Raw genomic sequence first — 16679 nt, 5'->3', positions numbered from 1 at the left:
CGGGCGAACGACCGCCCGCGCGCCGCGGCTACTGCGGCATGTCTTCCGGCGTATCGGCCGCAGGCGCGTGTTCTGCATCGCCGCCGCCTGTGGGCGCTCCCGCGTCGCTCTCGCCGATCACGCTGATCTCGAACAGTGGCTTGGCCGCGAGCGAGCGCGCCTGCGGATCTTCCGGATACGTCTTGAGCAGCGGCAGGATCACCGCGCCGCCGATCACGTTGCGGCGGCTGTTGTCGGCCGGCGACAGTCCCCACACGTTCTGATAGGTCATCGGCACGCTCTCGCCGTTGCGCTGCGCGTTGCCGAGATACAGCATGATATGTCCGTTGATGTGGACGAGCGTCATCAGCGGACGGCCGCGCTCGGCCAGCGTGCGCAGGCGCGTGTCGATGTCGGCGTCGCGCAGATCGGTGCGGCGCCCGGCGCGCAGCTGGTCCGACGAGTGGCGCGGCAGCCACACGCCGAACGGCGCGAACAGGCTGCGCGTCTCGGCGGAGCAATCGTTGTAGAACAGCGTGTTGCCCCAGCCGTAGGGGCGCCCGATCTGCTGCTTCATGACTTGCGCGAGATGGCGCGGCGTGAGGCTCCACGGCATGGCCACGAGGCTCGATGCGTGCAGTGTGGCGGTGCGGATGTGCGCCTGGCCGCGAAGGTCGGCGATCGGAAACAGGGCTGCCGGGCGCCCGTCGCGCGAGCGTGTCATCGGCAGCACCGTGCCGATCGGAGCGAACGTGCGGTAGCGCGGCGCGCTCGCACCCGGCGGCGTGTCGGCCAGCGGCACGTTGGCGCGAATGATGGCGCCGAGCTCCCGCTGCGCGGCGGCCCGCCACGTCGCGACGAACCGTTCGTCGACCGAGGCCACGGTACGCGCGTCGACCCATCCGATCAGATCGGGCGAATAGACGAGCAGCCACGCGCCATCGGCGCTGCGCGCGAGCGTGTACACGGGCGTGCCGGGGCGCAGCGCGGAATCCTGCAAGGCGTCGAACGGATACCCCTCGCCCGCTTCGCGGAAGTCATAGAACGCCGGGTCGTGCGTGGGCAGCAGCCGGACGAGGGCATTGTCGACGGTGATGCCGCGACGTTGCGCATCGTAAGGCCAACCGGCGTGACTGGCGTCGAGCTGGGCCAGCGCCATGTTCGCTTCGATGGTCCGGATCCACGCGCTCGTGTGCGGCTGGAAGTTCTCGCCGTAGGTCTTGCGCACGCCCGACGCACCATTGTCGAAGCGCCGCACGCGTCGCGCCTGCGAGTCGGCGATCTGCCGCGCGCCGGCGGCGTTGAGCAGCGACGCGGCGAGCCAGGTGCCGTTCCATGGCGACGGATCGCGAGCGCCGGTGCCGAAGTAGCGGGCGCGCAGCGCGTCGAAGCGGCGGGCCTGCTCCTGCGCCCCGAGCAACGGCCGGTCGTAGTCCGCGGCATCGGGACGGATCCAGTGATCGACGTCCTGATCGTAATGCTCGATGGGAAACCGGGCGACGTTGTAGCGCGTGGCGGGCGCGCTGGCCGTGGCGGGCACGGCAGCCGGGGGCTTTTCCGGGACGCTCGCGCACGCGGCGAGCACGACGAGCACGACGAGCATGACCAGCACGGCGGGCACGGGGCGCACCGGGCGCACGGCAGGTGGGAAAAGCGAGGCGAGAACGGGAATGCGGACTGCGAAACGTGCGCCCATGTTCTGCGAAAGAAAGCCGGAATGCCGCCATGCTACTCCCGCTGATGAAACGTTGAAAACCGGCGCCCCGGATTAGGAATGCCGGCATTAGGGGAATCGGGGTAACTGTACAAACATACAGTACAATCGAGCGCGTGCCGAGCGAAGCCTGGGTACTCTCAGCGACTGTCGTATCGGCCTGATACAGTAGTTTTCCCGAGGCGCGTGCGCGCGCTGCCAGACGTCAACCAAGCGGCTATTCAATTGGATAATTCGTCCTCGAAACCCGATCCGTCGGCCGGCCACGCCATTCGTATCCGTGGCGCCCGCCAGCACAACCTCAAGAATCTCGACGTCGATCTGCAGACCGGCGAGATGACCGTCGTGACCGGGCCGTCCGGTTCCGGCAAGTCGAGCCTCGTCTTCGACACGCTGTTCGCCGAAGGCCAGCGGCGCTACGTCGAGACGTTCAGCGCCTACGCACGCCAGTTCCTCGATCGCATGGACCGACCGCAGGTCGACCACGTGGAAGGCGTGCCGCCGGCCATCGCCATCGACCAGACGAACCCCGTGCGCAGCTCGCGCTCGACGGTCGGCACGATGACCGAGCTCAACGACCACCTCAAGCTCCTGTTCGCCCGGGCGGCGGCGCTGTTCGATCGCGAGAGCGCACAGCCGGTGCGTCACGACACCCCCGAGACGATCTACGCCGACCTCATGGCGCGCAGCGCCCAGGGCGGCGACCCGCGCCTGGCCGTGACCTTCCCCGTGGAGCTGCCAGGCAGCGTGACGGCCGACGAAGTCGAACAGTGGCTCTCCGCCTCCGGCTACACGCGCGTGCAGGCCGAGCGCGAAGTGGCGAGCGCCGAGGGCACCCGCAAGGTGCTCGACGTCGTGGCCGACCGCTTCCGCCTCCAGAACACCGAGAAGGCGCGCGCAATGGAGGCCATCGAGTCGTCGCTCAAGCGCGGCCGCGGGCGCGTGAACGTCTACGTCCTTGCCGACGAAGGCGAGCCCGATATCTGGCGCTATTCGCAGGACCTGCACTGCCCCGAGAGCGACCTGCACTACGCCGATCCGCAACCGGCGCTGTTCTCGTTCAACTCGGCCTACGGCGCGTGCGAAGCATGCCGCGGCTTCGGGCGCGTGATCGGCGTCGATCTCGGGCTGGTGATCCCGGACGAGCGCAAGACGTTGCGCGGCGGCGCGATCAAGACGATCCAGACGCCGGCGTGGAAGGAGATCCAGGACGATCTGCTCGAGTACGCAGGCAAGGCGGGCATTCCGCGCGACACACCCTGGTCGAAGCTCTCGCCGGAGCACCGCGAATGGGTCATCGAAGGCGATCCGGACTGGAAGGGCGAGTGGAACAAGCAGTGGTACGGCATCCGGCGCTTCTTCGGCTATCTGGAGTCGAAGGCCTACAAGATGCATATCCGCGTGCTGCTCTCGAAGTACCGCAGCTACACCACCTGCGAGACGTGCGGCGGCGCGCGCCTGAAGACGGAAGGCCTGCTCTGGCGCATCGGCACGAAGGAAAACGCCGACGCCGTGCTGCCGCCGTCGCAGCGCTTCATGCCGCGCGGCGTGTCGTGGACGCGCGAGCAACTCGAAGCGCTGCCCGGGCTCACGATGCACGACCTGATGCTCATGCCGATTTCGCGCGTGCGCCAGTTCTTCGATTCGCTCACACTGCCGTCGAGCCTGCTCGACGACGCGCTCAAGCTGTTGCAGGAAGAGGTCGGCACGCGTCTGAAGTACCTGTGCGACGTCGGCATCGGATACCTCACCCTCGATCGCCAGAGCCGCACGCTCTCGGGCGGCGAGGTGCAGCGGATCAACCTGACGACGGCGCTGGGCACCTCGCTCGTGAACACGCTGTTCGTGCTCGACGAGCCCAGCATCGGCCTGCACCCGCGCGACATGGATCGCATCGTGGCCGCCATGCATCGCCTGCGCGACGCGGGCAACACGCTCGTCGTCGTCGAGCACGACCCGGCCGTGATGCTCGCGGCCGATCGCGTCATCGACATGGGTCCGGGGCCCGGCGAGCGCGGCGGCCAGATCGTTTTCGACGGCACGCCCGACGAAGTGCGCCGGGCCGACACGCTCACCGGCAGCTATCTCGGCGGGCGCAAGCACGTGGCGAACGCGTCGAACTGGCGTGCGCGCGCGGTGGCCGCCGACACGCCGCGCCTGAGGCTCTGCGGCGCGCGCGAGCACAACCTCAAGAACGTCGACGTCGAGATTCCGCTCGGCCGCCTCGTGTGCGTGACCGGCGTGTCCGGTTCGGGCAAATCGACGCTCGTGCAGGACATCCTCAGCCCCGCGCTCGCACGGCACTTCGGCGATCCGACCGAAGCACCCGGTGCGCACGACGAGCTCACCGGCGCGGAACAGCTCTGCGGCGTGGTGTTCGTCGACCAGTCGCCCATCGGCAAGACGGCCCGCTCCAATCCCGCGAGCTATGTCGGTGCATTCGACGAGATCCGCAAGCTTTTCGCAGCCGAGCCCGTTGCGCTGCAGCGCGGCTATACCGCGAGCACGTTCAGCTTCAACTCCGGCAACGGGCGTTGCCCGACGTGCGGCGGCTCGGGCTTCGAGCATGTGGAGATGCAGTTCCTGAGCGACGTGTACCTGCGCTGCCCGGATTGCGACGGCAAGCGCTACCGCGCCGAAGTGCTGGATGTGAAGATTCAGCGCGCCGTGCCGGGCGAGGCCATGCGCGAGCTGAGCGTGTCGGACGTGCTGGAGCTGACCGTCAATGAAGCGGTGAAGCTGTTCTCGTCGGATCGCGACGTGCTGCGCGTGTTGCAGCCGATCGTGGACGTCGGTCTGGAATACGTGAAGCTGGGCCAGCCGGTGCCCACGCTCTCGGGCGGCGAGGCGCAGCGTCTGAAGCTCGCCGGCTTTCTCGCGGAAGCGGCGCAGAAGAAGACGGCCAGCGGGCAGAAGGTGGCGCATCGCGGCCGCCTGTTCATCTTCGACGAGCCCACGACGGGGCTGCACTTCGACGACATCGCCAAGCTGATGCGCGCGTTCGGCAAACTGCTCGACGGCGGCAACTCGCTGCTGGTCATCGAACACAATCTCGACGTGGTGCGCGCCGCCGACTGGATCATCGATCTCGGTCCCGAGGGTGGCGAGGGGGGAGGCCAGGTGCTGTGCGCCGGCACGCTGGCCGATGTCGTGGCGTGCGAAGGTTCGCACACGGGGCGCGCGCTCGCCGAGTACGAGCGAACGGTGCTTGCGCCGGCACGCGCGGCCGACGCGGGCGTGCCGCTGCAGACGGCGTTGCGCGCCGCGCGGGCGCATCGCACGCCGGCCGGCGGCGGCGACATTCGCATCGTCAACGCGCGCGAGCACAACCTCAAGTCGCTCGACGTGGCGATTCCGCGCGGCAAGTTCAGCGTGATCACGGGCGTATCGGGGTCGGGCAAGTCGACGCTCGCCTTCGACATCCTGTTCAACGAGGGACAGCGCCGCTATCTGGAATCGCTCAACGCCTATGCGCGCTCCATCGTACAGCCGGCGGGGCGTCCCGAGGTGGACGCCGTGTACGGCATTCCGCCGACGGTCGCCATCGAGCAGCGCCTGTCGCGCGGCGGTCGCAAGAGTACGGTCGCGACGACGACCGAAGTCTGGCACTTCCTGCGCCTGCTGTACGTGAAGCTCGGCATTCAGCATTGCATTCACGATGGCGCGCCGGTTACGGCGCAAAGCCCGGATTCCATCGTCGCGCAATTGCTGCGCGACCGTCGCGGGCAGCACGTCGGATTGCTCGCGCCGCTCGTCGTCGGCCGCAAGGGCATTTACACCGATCTGGCCAAGTGGGCGAAAGCGCGGGGGCATTCACATCTGCGCGTGGACGGCGTATTCCTGCCGGTCGATCCGTGGCCGAAGCTCGACCGTTTCCGGGAGCACACCATTGAGCTGCCGGTCGGCGACGTCGTGGTCACGCCCGAGAACGAGGGGCTGCTGCGCACGCTGCTTGCGGCCGCGCTCGAACAGGGCAAGGGCGTGATGCATCTGCTCGCGCCGCTCGACGGGCTTGGCGACACGATGCACAGCGAACAGCCGGGCGAAGGCGTGGGCGAGATCGAGGTGTTTTCGGTCAAGCGCGCGTGCCCGGTGTGCGGCACCAGCTATCCGGATCTCGATCCGCGCATGTTCTCGTTCAACAGCAAGCATGGCTGGTGCGCCACCTGCGTGGGCACGGGCCTCGCGCTCACGCGCGAACAGCGCGAGGCGTTCGACGACACGGTACTCAATCAGGACAATCGCGGACGCGAGCATTCGCTGCCGTCGCAGGAACAGGAGCCCGAGGACGTGGGCGATCAACCGTGTCCGGACTGTCATGGCGCGCGCCTTAACCCCGTGGCGCGTGCGGTGACGTTCGACGAACACGCGATCTCCGATGTTGCGCAGTGGACGGTCACCGACGTGCGCGAGTGGATTCAGCGTCTCGCGCTGCACGGGCGCGAGGCCAGCATCGCGCGCGATCTGATCAGCGAGATTCAGGGGCGCCTGGCGTTCCTGGAGGAAGTCGGCCTCGGCTACCTCACGCTCGAGCGCGCGGCGCCCACGCTCTCGGGCGGCGAGTCGCAGCGCATTCGCCTCGCGGCGCAGCTCGGCAGCAATCTGCAAGGCGTGTGCTACGTGCTCGACGAACCGACCATCGGTTTGCACCCGCGCGACAACGGCATCCTGCTCGGCGCGTTGCGCAAGCTCGGCGATCAGGGCAACACGCTGGTGGTGGTCGAGCACGACGAAGACACGATCCGTCGCGCCGACCACATCATCGATATCGGCCCGGGCGCAGGCAAGCGCGGCGGCACGCTCGTCGCGCAGGGCAGCGTGAGCGAGCTCGCCGCGCACCCCGAATCGCTGACGGGCAAGTTTCTCGCGCATCCGCTGCAGCATCCGATCCAGCCGCGTCGTGAAGTGGTCGCGCCCGCCAAGGGTGTGCAAGCGGTGCCGCCGCACTGGCTCACCGTGCATGGCGCCACGCTGCATAACCTGAAGAACGTGACGGCGTCGTTGCCGCTCTCGCGCCTCACGGCAATCACGGGTGTTTCCGGATCCGGCAAATCGACGCTGGCGCGCGACGTGCTGATGACGAACCTGCTCGACGCCGTAGGCCGCTCGGTGCTGTCGTCACCGGCCGAGCGACGCGCGCGCAAAGGCGCCGTGCGCCACGTCGTGAAGGCCGACGGCAAGCCGCGCGCGACGAGCGAAGCGCCGGCCGAGCCGCGTCGTCCGGTGGTGCACGCGTGGCATGGGTGCGAATCAGTAACCGGTTGGGAGACGATCGATCGCGTGCTCGAAGTCGACCAGACGCCGATCGGCAAGACACCGCGCTCATGCCCGGCAACCTACATCGGCTTCTGGGACACCATTCGCCGGCTGTTCGCCGACACGCTCGAAGCGCGTGCGCGCGGCTATTCCGCGTCGCGCTTCTCGTTCAACACCGGCGAAGGGCGTTGTCCGGCGTGCGAGGGACAAGGCGTGCGCACCATCGGCATGAGCTTCCTCGCGGACGTGAAGGTGCTGTGCGACGTCTGCCACGGTCAACGCTTCAATGCCGAGACCCTGGCCGTGACCTGGCGCGGCAAGAGCATCGGCGACGTGCTCACGATGGAAGTGGACGAGGCCGTCGAGTTCTTCGCGTCGATGCCCAGCATTGCGCATCCATTGCAACTCATGAAGGACGTGGGGCTCGGCTATCTCACGCTGGGGCAACCGTCGCCGACGCTCTCGGGCGGGGAAGCGCAGCGCATCAAGCTCGTTACCGAGCTCACGAAGGTGCGCGACGACATCACGCGCCGCGGCCAGAAGTCGCCGCACACGCTGTACGTGCTCGACGAGCCGACGGTTGGGCTGCACATGGCTGACGTGGCGCGGCTCATCAACGTGCTGCACCGCCTGGTCAACGGCGGCCACACGGTGGTGGTGATCGAGCACAACCTCGACGTGATCGCGGAGGCCGACTGGATTGTCGACATGGGGCCGGAAGGCGGCAAGGACGGCGGTACGGTGGTCGCGGCCGCGTCGCCGGATGCGCTGACGAAGGTCCGTGCGAGCCATACCGGCGAAGCGCTCAAGCCGGTGCTGGCGCCGCCGATGCCGTCGTCTGCCGCACCCCGCCCGCGGACGGCTGCCGCGAAGTAACGGCTAGAGAGTCAAGGCTCGAGAGTCAAGGCCAGAGAGTCAACGGCCCGAGGGTCCGGCAAGCCCGGCCCTCGCCGCCCTCTGCAGGGACGCCATCCGGCGTCCCTTTTTTTCGTTTTCGATGCCCGAAAGGGCTGACGTTCGTTCTGATTATTTCCAAAACTGCAATTTAAAATTGGCAATTATCGTATTTATTGCAATAGGCGCGGGTAATAGACTGCATCTGTCGACGATGAATTGAACATCGCCTCGTTTCAAACAGACAGGAGAAATACCATGAAGCGCACACTTATCACCTCTGCCCTGATTTCCGCGATGCTGGCCGTCTCGGCTGGTTCGGCTTTCGCCAGCGACGCTTTCGACGGTCCGTCGGAATTCTCGTGGGTCCCGCAGACCAGCGTGCTCTCGCGCGCCCAGGTTCGTGAAGAACTGGCGCAGGCGCAGCAAGCCGGCCTGGTGCAACAACACGACGCCGTCTATCCGAAGTCGGTCGCGACCGTTGGCGGTGCGACGTCGGCGGTGACGCCGGGTTCGGTCGGCCAGATGGTCGCTGCCGGTTCGACGTACTTCGGCAACTGATCCCGCTTCACTGCAGGTCGGCCGCCCTTTGGCGGCCGATTTTGTTTTGTGCGGCCAATTCGCGCGTCAACACGGGGATTTACGTTACGCGCCGATCTTGTGGACAAGTCTGTCGATAAGGCTGTGAACAAGCGCCGTTTTGCCTGTGGACAACCTTGTGGATGACGGCGGGATAACCGGTGGACAGTCGAGGGAAAAGTCGTCGATTCGACGGGGATAACCGGTGAATATCGTGGGGATAGTCGGTGGATATGTCCTGAAAAAACGGGGATAAAGCAGTGGATTTCCTGTGGGAATCCCGGGCTTTTCCTGTGCATAACCTTGTGGAATGCCGGTGCAAAACGCCCTGACCGATCCGTGGAAACACCCGCCAACCGGGGCTTTTGGGGTTACCACCGCAAAAGAAGTGCAACATTTCGATCGCGATTTCCGGGCGCGGGAATCCGGACGGGAGCCGGTACGTCGCGAAGCCGGCACGGCGACTTGGGACGATGCGATGGACGCCGTGCGAATCGGCGCTCGCTCGGCGCAGCCCTGCGGTGAACGGTTGCGCTCGGTGCGCGGAGCGTGTTGCTAAGCATGTGCCAATCGAAGCTAAAGCGGCGGCAAGCCGGCCCTTAGAATGGGCATCCGAGACCGAACCAACCGTTCCCGCAATGGAGCGTCCTGTTTATCCGGAGACATTCGACATGAGCGACAAGGCCGAAGCCACGCAAGACCCGCAAACCCCGCAAACCCCGCAAACCCCGCAAACCCCGCAAACCCCGCAATGGCGTCTCGAGACGCTGGCGGTCCACGGCGGCTACCAGCCCGACCCGACCACGCGGGCCGTGGCGGTGCCGATCTATCAGACGGTGGCCTACGCCTTCGACGACACGCAGCATGGCGCCGACCTGTTCGACCTCAAGGTGCCGGGCAACATCTACACGCGCATCATGAACCCGACGCAGGACGTGCTCGAGCAGCGCGTCGCCGCGCTCGAAGGCGGCGTGGCCGCGCTGGCGCTCGCGTCCGGCCAGGCTGCCGTGACCTACGCCATCCAGACCATCGCCGAGGCCGGCGACAACATCGTGGCGGCCAGCACGTTGTACGGCGGCACTTACAACCTGCTCGCACACACGCTGCCGCTCTCGGGCATCGCCACGCGCTTTGCCGACCCGCGCGAGCCCGAGTCGTTCGAGCCGCTCATCGATGCCAACACGAAGGCGATCTTCGCCGAGTCGGTCGGCAACCCGCTGGGCAACATCACCGACATCGCGAAGCTGGCCGATATTGCGCACCGGCACGGCATTGCGCTCATCATCGACAACACCGTGCCCACGCCGTATCTGCTGCGCCCGTTCGAGCATGGCGCGGATATCGTCGTGCATTCGCTCACGAAGTACCTCGGCGGCCATGGCACGAGCCTGGGCGGTGCGATCGTCGACTCCGGAAAATTCCCCTGGGCGGACCACAAGGCGCGCTTCAGGCGCCTGAACGAGCCCGACGTGAGCTATCACGGCGTGGTGTACACGGAGGCGTTCGGCCCGGCGGCCTACATCGGACGCGCGCGCGTGGTGCCGCTGCGCAATACCGGCGCGGCGATCTCGCCGTTCAACGCCTTCCAGATCCTGCAAGGCATCGAGACGCTTGCGTTGCGCCTGGACCGCATCACGGACAACGCGTTGAAGGTCGCGCAGTTCCTGAACTCGCATCCGAAGGTCGAATGGGTGAACTACGCCGGCCTGCCGACGCACCCGGATCACGCACTCGTGCAAAAGTACCTGTCGGGGCGCGGGCCCGGCATTCTCACGTTCGGCGTGAAGGGCGGGCGCGCGGCGGGTGCGGCGTTCCAGGATGCGCTGCGGCTCTTCACGCGCCTCGTCAACATTGGCGACGCGAAGTCGCTCGCCACGCATCCGGCGTCGACCACGCATCGCCAGCTCTCGCCCGAGGAATTGCGCAAGGCCGGCGTGAGCGAGGAGACGGTGCGCCTGTCCATCGGTATCGAGCACATCGACGATCTGCTCGCCGATCTGGATCAGGCGCTGGGACGCTGAACGGTCGCTGAACGGTCGCTGAACGGTCGCTGAACGGTCGCTGAATGCGGGACACGCCGGCCGATCCCTCATTCGGCGCCAATTCTGGCGGAGTATCATGCGCGGCAACGGGTCGGGGGCAGGCGCCCGGACTGCTGTCATGTGACTGTCACCAGATCGTCACCTGCGCGGCGTAGTGTCCTTGCCCGTCTCTCGAGGATTGCGCATGGATTATCTGCAAGTACTGGTGCTCGCGATCGTGCAGGGCATTGCGGAGCTGCTTCCCGTGTCGAGTTCGGCACACGTCATCATGGCCGAGAAGCTCATGGGGCTCGACCCGTCGGCGCCGGCCATGACCCTGTTGCTGGTAATGCTCCACACGGGCACGATGCTCGCGGTCATCGTCTACTTCTGGAAGTCGTGGCGAGCGCGCTACTTCTCGTCGAAGCACGCCTTCGTCCACAACGCCAAGCAGGTCGTCATCGCCACCGCCTTCACAGGCGTGATCGGTCTCGCGTTGATGCTGTTCATCGAGAAGGGGCTCATGCGCGGCAGCGAGCACGCCGAGATCGAACATCTCTTCGGCAACCTCTACATCATCAGCGCCGGTCTCGCGATGGCGGGTCTCCTGATCCTGATTTCCGGCCGCAAGCGTGCGCCGACGGACGATCGCCCCATATGTGCTGAGATGCGCGCTGCGGACTCGGCCTGGATCGGCGCGGTGCAGGGGCTGTGCCTGCCGCTGCGCGGATTCTCGCGCTCGGGCTCCACCATTTCGACGGGCATGCTGCGCGGGCTCGACAAGGTTCGCGTGGAGGAATTCAGCTTCGCGCTCGCCGTGGTGCTCACGCCGCCGGTGATCGTCAAGGAGGCCTATCGGCTGTACAGCTCGGGCGGTGCGCACACGCTCTCGGGGCACTTCGCCACGGTGCTCGCGCCGTGCCTCGCCGGCATGGTCTTCAGCTTTCTCGCGGGCCTGATCGCGCTGCGCTGGCTCTCGCGCTGGCTCGAACATGGCCGTTGGTACCTGTTCGGCATTTATTGCCTGGCGGCGTCCGCCGCCGTGCTCGCCGCCAGCCAGGTGATGTGACGCGCACCGGGGCGCCGCCGGGATCGGCCTTCATCGCACCCGGTGGCGGGCCGTCACACCAGCGCGGCGACCACCTCCAGAAACGACGCGATCACGCGCGCCTCGCGGCGCTCCGCCAGACACACGACGACGGTCGTGGTCTCGACGCGGGCGTCGCCGATCGCCACCGTGGCCAGCCGCTTGTCGGGCGTATGCTCGCGCGCGGACACGGCCGCGACGCCCAGCCCGAGAATCACCGCCTCGCGAATCGCTTCGCGGCTGCCGATCTCCATGACCACGTTCGGCGAAACGCCCGCGTCTTGCATCGCGGCTTCGAGCGCGTGACGCGTGGTCGATCCCGGCTCGCGCATGAGCATCGGCTCGTCGGCCAATTCGGCGAGCGTCACGCTGCGGCGCTTCGCGAACCGGTGCGTGCCCGGCACCAGCAGGACGACCGGGTGCGTGCGATACGGGACCGCGTGCAGGCGCGCGTCGTCGTGGTATCGGGCGAGGACCGCGACGTCCGTGCGGTACGCCAGCAGACTTTCGATCATCTCCTCCGAGTTGCCGGGACGCATCGAGATGCGGATGCCCGGATACCGCGGCTGGAACGCGGCCACGATCTCCATGGCGTGATGCGGGCCCACCGCGCCGATGCGCAGCTCCCCCGTGCGCAGACCGCCGTGCTCCCTGAGCAGGCCGAGCGCCTCGGCTTCATCCGCGAAGATGCGCAGGCTCACCGCGTATAGCGCCTTGCCGGTCGGCGTGAGCGTGAGGCCGCGCCCATGCCGGTAGAACAACTCCACACCATAGGTCTCCTCCAGCGCGCGAATCTGCGTGGTCATCGTGGGCTGGCTCACATGCAACGCCTGCGCCGCGCGCGTCACGCTGCCGTGCCGTGCGACCGCGTGGAACGAGCGCAATTGGGTTATCCGCATCGATGACGCTCCCGTGACGAGGTATAGATTGGACGAATAGGTCGTGGAAAAAATGTGAATTGGAAGTATAGGTCGTCGCTCACCATAATCCAGCTCAATCTTCCTCGATCGGCTGCCGGCGCCCACGCGCGGCGGCACCGCCCACGCCATGACTGCACGCTCACGCTTTCACAATCCGGTCGACGTTCATTTCGGCGCAGGGGCGCTCGCGCATTTGCCCGCGCTCGTCGGCGAACGCCGCGCGGTACTCGTCACCATGCCGGAAGCGCGCTCGCTCGGTATGACCGGACAGGTCGAGGCGTTGCTCGGGCGACGTCTGGCCGGGGTGATCGATCAGGTGAGCCCGAACCCGGACGTGCGCGAACTCGCACCCATGTACGGCCAGTTCTGGCGCGAGTACGCGCATTGCGAAGTGATCGTGGCGCTGGGTGGCGGCAGCGCGCTCGACACGGCCAAGCTGCTGATGGTCGCCGGAGATGACGAGCGCTTCGGCACGCTCGTCGATGCGCTCGAGGCGCGCGAGGCCGGCGGCAGCTTCCGCCCCACGCGCACCAAGCGTCTGATTACCATCCCCACGACGGCCGGCACGGGCAGCGAGGTCACGCCGTGGGCCACGCTGTGGGACCGCCATGTGAAGCGCAGGAAGTACTCGCTGCATCTGCCGCAGACGTGGCCGGAAGCGGCGATCGTCGACCCGCGGCTCACACGCTCGCTGCCGGGCGCCATCACGTTGCAAAGCGGGCTCGACGCGCTCTCGCATGCGCTCGAAGCGATCTGGAACGTCAACGCCAATCCGATCTCCGACACGTTCGCCGTGGCGGCGGCGCGCGACATGATGCACGTGCTGCCGCAACTTATGGCGGCGCTCGACGACGAGGCGCTGCGCAGCCGTGCCGCGCTCGCCGCGTTGCAGGCGGGACTGGCGTTCTCGAACACGAAGACCGCGCTCGCGCACTCGATTTCCTACGACATGACGATCCGTCACGGCCTGCCGCACGGCATTGCCTGTTCGTTCACGCTGCCTGCCGTGATGCGGCTGGCCATCGGACGCCGCCCGGACCGCGACGCCGTGCTCGCGCAGGTGTTCGACGGCGATATCGCCAGTGCGCCGGCGCGGCTCACCGCGTTTCTGAACGGCCTGGGCGTCGCGACGGAGTTCGCGGCGTATGGCGTGAGCGAACCCGAGTCGAGCGCCATGATCGCCGCCGCGCTGGACGGCCCGCGCGGGCGCAACTTCATCGGCGCAGCGGCCTGACCGATCGACGGCCGCCCCGGCCCGGCGGTCCACGGTCGTGCATGCGTGGTTTCGAGCCTTACCAGCAGTCCCCGCAGTCCCCGCAGCTCCAGCATCACCCATCATCAAGAAGAACCGCCGCGCGCCACGGCGCGGCATCGAGACATCACAGGAGACAGACGCCCGGCGCAGACCGTGCGTCGCAGCGCGCCGCCACGGCGCGGCGCATCAACAGGAGGCGCAATGGAACAGGTTCTCTCCGGCGTGAGCGGCAGCGATGCGGCGTCCGCCGAAAAAGCGGTGCGCACGGTCGCGCTTGCCAGCCTGATCGGTACGACCGTCGAGTGGTACGACTTCTTCCTGTACGGCACTGTCACAGGACTCGTTTTCAACAAGCTTTTCTTTCCGAGCGGCGACGCATTCGTGGCCACGGCGCTCGCTTACACCGTCTACGCCGTGGGCTTCGCGACCCGGCCGCTCGGCGGCATTCTGTTCGGCCACTTCGGCGACCGGCTCGGGCGCAAGCCCTTGCTCATCGTCACGCTCACTATCATGGGCGTGTCCACGTTCCTGATCGGCCTGGTGCCGACGTACCAGAGCATTGGCATCGCGGCGCCCCTGATCCTGCTGTTCCTGCGTCTGTTGCAGGGCATCGGTCTGGGCGGCGAATGGGGCGGCGCGGTGCTCATGGCGTTCGAGTACGCACCGCGCGACAGGCGCGGGCAGTTCGCGGCGTACCCGCAGATCGGGCTGGCGGTCGGACTGTGCCTGTCGACGGGCGTCGTCGCCCTGCTCTCGTCGACCCTGACTGATGCCCAGTTCATGTCGTGGGGATGGCGCGTGGCGTTCATGCTCAGCCTGTTGCTCGTGGCCGTCGGCATGTTCATCCGGCTGCGGGTGCTGGAGACGCCGGAGTTCGCCCGTATCAGGGACAGTCAGCGAGTGGCGCACGTGCCGCTCTCGGAGATCGCGCGCGACTATCGGCGCAACGTACTGCTGGGCTGGGGTGCGCGCTACATCGACGGCGTGGTGTTCAACGTCTATGCCGTGTTCGCGATCTCGTATCTCGTGGGCACGCTGCATTTCCCAAAAACGCCGATTCTCGTGGCCGTCACGCTCGCCGCGCTGGTGCTCGTGGCGGCCATTCCCTATGCGTCGAAGCTCTCCGATCGCGCGGGCCGTCGCCGCGTGTTCGGCTGGGGGGCGCTCGCCTGCGGCGTGGCCTCGGTGCCGGCGCTCGCGGTAATGCACTACGCATCGAACATCTGGGCCGTATCGCTTGCGGTGATCGTGCCGCTCGGCGTGATCTACGCGTTCGTGTACGGGCCGGAGGCGTCGATGTTCTGCGAGCTTTTCGACACGCGCGTGCGGTACACGGGTATTTCGGTGGTGTACCAGGTCTCGGGCATCGTCTCGAGCTCGATCACGCCGCTGGTGGCCGCGACGCTGCTCGAATACGGCGGCGGCAAGCCGTGGTGGATCGCGGTGTATGTGTTGGCGGTGGGATGCCTGTCCGCGGCGTGCGCGGCGGCGATGAAGCGGACCTACTGAGGGAGGCGATCGACGAAGGGGGCCGAGCGGACGGGGGAAGAGAACGGGGAAAGAGAACGGGAAGAGGACGGAGGTGAAGGGTCCCGGGCCTCGGGAACACGGCAGGCCGGCGGATGGCTCCCCGGCTTGCCGTTCTTTTTGCGCCGCGTCAGAACCGGCGGCGCCGGATGTTGCCGCCGACGCTCATTGGCCGAAGTAGATCGAGCCGGCGCGGTTCACGCGGCCCGGGACTTCGTAGACCGGGGCGACCGTGGTGGTCTGCGGTGCCGCCACCGGGCCCGGCTGGGCCTGCGCCGGCTGCCGGGGCTGCGTTTGCTGAGCCGGCTGCGGCGCGGGGGCGGGTTGCGTGTTTTCGGCGGCGGTCACGGCGCCCGTGCTCAACAAGGCGGCGGCGAAGGCCGAGGCGATCAGCGCTTGCTTCATGTTCGTTTCTCCTGTCTGGCGAGACGTCCACCATGGGCGTCGTCATTGCTGCCAATCTACGCCGGCGAAACAAGGAGAAAAATGCGCGCTCGGAGAAGGGCGCATTGCTGAAAACGAAATAATGACTTGCCGATGACGGCGATAGCGCCGTTTCGTGGTCTGAACGAGCCGCCGCCTCGCCGTCGGGCTCAGCGGCGCGTTACGCGGGCTTCCTGACGGCGCGAGCGGGCGGCACGGCTGCGCAGATACGAGGCCGTGAGCACCGAAGCGCTCGCCAGCAAAAGGAAAGAACCGAGGGCGGCCATTGTCTTGCTCCTGTCTTTGTTGCCGTCGTCGTCCGCGGTGCGGCGCACCCTGCGAGCCACGACGACGGGGGACTTCACGATGTCACTCTACTGCTGACGCTCTGTGCAATAAACCCCGTCCGATCAAACAAGCTGTTGCGCGCAGCGGCGTTTGCGGTCGATTTCGCGCCCGAACCCCGCCATTGACCTGCCATATGCCCGTTTCAACGGCGTTAAACGCCTGATTTTCAATAGTTTTTTCGAATCGGACGATCGGTCGCGTTTTGTAGACGATCGGTTGCGAAAAAACCACGGGTTTTCCCTAGGATTCATCCATGCCAACGCGACGGACACCGCGACCCAGCAAAAACGCGGCAGGTGCCCCGAACGCTAGCTGACCACGAAAGTACACAACCATTGACAGGAGTATCACCATGAACACCCGTATCCTTGCTGCTGTTGTCGCTGCTGCCTCGTTCGTGTCGGCCTCTGCATTCGCCGACGCTCGTTACAACGACAACACCCCCGACATCCAGGTCCAGGCCAGCCAGTTGACTCGTGCCGAAGTGCGCAGCGAACTGGCGCAGGCCGCCGCGGCCGGCCAACTGAACCAGGTCGAGACCGGCACGCCGCTGATCGCTGCCTCGCAAGCGCAAAAGGCCGTGCCGGCCAACGCGCTGACGCGTGCGGACGTGCGCGCCCAACTGAGCGAGCGCGCCCTGCTCGACCGGGACAGCCGTTCGTGAGTCGAAGCCGCG

At 66.9% G+C, this 16679-nt stretch carries 11 protein-coding genes; 7 read left to right on the top strand and 4 right to left on the bottom strand.

Annotation, left to right across the window (positions count from 1 at the left end):
• Positions 1–28: 28 nt before the first annotated feature.
• Positions 29–1675, bottom strand: a complete 1647-nt coding sequence (locus PNO31109_RS09810) for an SH3 domain-containing C40 family peptidase (protein WP_150555427.1) — start codon at positions 1673–1675, stop codon at positions 29–31.
• Positions 1676–1918: 243 nt separating this feature from the next.
• Between PNO31109_RS09810 and uvrA the strand changes: the two genes are divergently transcribed.
• From uvrA to PNO31109_RS09790, 4 genes are all read left to right on the top strand, one after another.
• On the top strand, positions 1919–7825 hold the full coding sequence (uvrA, locus tag PNO31109_RS09805; RefSeq protein ID WP_174966348.1) for an excinuclease ABC subunit UvrA: 5907 nt from the start codon (positions 1919–1921) through the stop codon (positions 7823–7825).
• A 276-nt stretch (positions 7826–8101) separates the two neighbouring features.
• Complete coding sequence (locus PNO31109_RS09800; RefSeq protein ID WP_150555426.1) at positions 8102–8404, top strand: DUF4148 domain-containing protein; 303 nt, start codon at positions 8102–8104, stop codon at positions 8402–8404.
• Positions 8405–9093: 689 nt separating this feature from the next.
• Positions 9094–10443 (top strand): O-acetylhomoserine aminocarboxypropyltransferase/cysteine synthase family protein, encoded by a 1350-nt coding sequence (locus tag PNO31109_RS09795; RefSeq protein ID WP_241014036.1) that lies wholly within the window; start codon positions 9094–9096, stop codon positions 10441–10443.
• 205 nt (positions 10444–10648) lie between these two features.
• Positions 10649–11512, top strand: coding sequence for an undecaprenyl-diphosphate phosphatase (locus PNO31109_RS09790; protein ID WP_150555425.1), 864 nt, complete (start codon positions 10649–10651; stop codon positions 11510–11512).
• A gap of 53 nt (positions 11513–11565) precedes the next feature.
• Here PNO31109_RS09790 and PNO31109_RS09785 read toward each other — a convergent pair whose 3' ends face one another.
• Positions 11566–12429 carry a LysR substrate-binding domain-containing protein gene (locus PNO31109_RS09785; RefSeq protein ID WP_150555424.1) on the bottom strand — a complete coding sequence of 288 codons (864 nt, stop codon included), beginning with the start codon at positions 12427–12429 and terminating at the stop codon, positions 11566–11568.
• A 148-nt stretch (positions 12430–12577) separates the two neighbouring features.
• Here PNO31109_RS09785 and psrA point away from each other — a divergent pair, with 148 nt between their 5' ends.
• Positions 12578–13684: an iron-containing alcohol dehydrogenase PsrA gene (gene psrA, locus PNO31109_RS09780; RefSeq protein ID WP_150555423.1), complete on the top strand. Its 1107-nt coding sequence runs from the start codon at positions 12578–12580 to the stop codon at positions 13682–13684.
• Positions 13685–13906: 222 nt separating this feature from the next.
• Positions 13907–15214: an MFS transporter gene (locus PNO31109_RS09775; protein ID WP_150555422.1), complete on the top strand. Its 1308-nt coding sequence runs from the start codon at positions 13907–13909 to the stop codon at positions 15212–15214.
• Positions 15215–15397: 183 nt separating this feature from the next.
• Here PNO31109_RS09775 and PNO31109_RS09770 read toward each other — a convergent pair whose 3' ends face one another.
• Entirely contained in the window at positions 15398–15637 is a 240-nt protein-coding gene (locus tag PNO31109_RS09770; protein WP_150555421.1) for a hypothetical protein, read from the bottom strand.
• Positions 15638–15825: 188 nt separating this feature from the next.
• Positions 15826–16020 carry a hypothetical protein gene (locus PNO31109_RS09765; RefSeq protein WP_150555420.1) on the bottom strand — a complete coding sequence of 65 codons (195 nt, stop codon included), beginning with the start codon at positions 16018–16020 and terminating at the stop codon, positions 15826–15828.
• A gap of 335 nt (positions 16021–16355) precedes the next feature.
• Between PNO31109_RS09765 and PNO31109_RS09760 the strand changes: the two genes are divergently transcribed.
• Complete coding sequence (locus tag PNO31109_RS09760; RefSeq protein ID WP_150555419.1) at positions 16356–16667, top strand: DUF4148 domain-containing protein; 312 nt, start codon at positions 16356–16358, stop codon at positions 16665–16667.
• The last annotated feature ends 12 nt before the right edge of the window (positions 16668–16679 follow it).

Origin of the sequence: Pandoraea nosoerga, assembly GCF_902459585.1 — a bacterium.
GTDB lineage: Bacteria > Pseudomonadota > Gammaproteobacteria > Burkholderiales > Burkholderiaceae > Pandoraea > Pandoraea nosoerga.
The sequence above is the reverse complement of the archived record's forward strand: the minus strand, read 5'-3'. Positions and strand labels throughout refer to the sequence as shown.

Excerpts from the sequence above, each read along its gene's own strand:
- PNO31109_RS09775 (WP_150555422.1), top strand. The coding sequence starts at position 13,907 with ATGGAACAGGTTCTCTCCGGCGTGAGCGGCAGCGATGCGGCGTCCGCC.
- PNO31109_RS09800 (WP_150555426.1), top strand. The coding sequence starts at position 8,102 with ATGAAGCGCACACTTATCACCTCTGCCCTGATTTCCGCGATGCTGGCC.
- PNO31109_RS09795 (WP_241014036.1), top strand. The coding sequence starts at position 9,094 with ATGAGCGACAAGGCCGAAGCCACGCAAGACCCGCAAACCCCGCAAACC.
- psrA (WP_150555423.1), top strand. The coding sequence starts at position 12,578 with ATGACTGCACGCTCACGCTTTCACAATCCGGTCGACGTTCATTTCGGC.
- PNO31109_RS09770 (WP_150555421.1), bottom strand. The coding sequence starts at position 15,637 with ATGAAGCAAGCGCTGATCGCCTCGGCCTTCGCCGCCGCCTTGTTGAGC.
- PNO31109_RS09810 (WP_150555427.1), bottom strand. The coding sequence starts at position 1,675 with ATGGGCGCACGTTTCGCAGTCCGCATTCCCGTTCTCGCCTCGCTTTTC.
- PNO31109_RS09790 (WP_150555425.1), top strand. The coding sequence starts at position 10,649 with ATGGATTATCTGCAAGTACTGGTGCTCGCGATCGTGCAGGGCATTGCG.
- PNO31109_RS09785 (WP_150555424.1), bottom strand. The coding sequence starts at position 12,429 with ATGCGGATAACCCAATTGCGCTCGTTCCACGCGGTCGCACGGCACGGC.
- PNO31109_RS09760 (WP_150555419.1), top strand. The coding sequence starts at position 16,356 with ATGAACACCCGTATCCTTGCTGCTGTTGTCGCTGCTGCCTCGTTCGTG.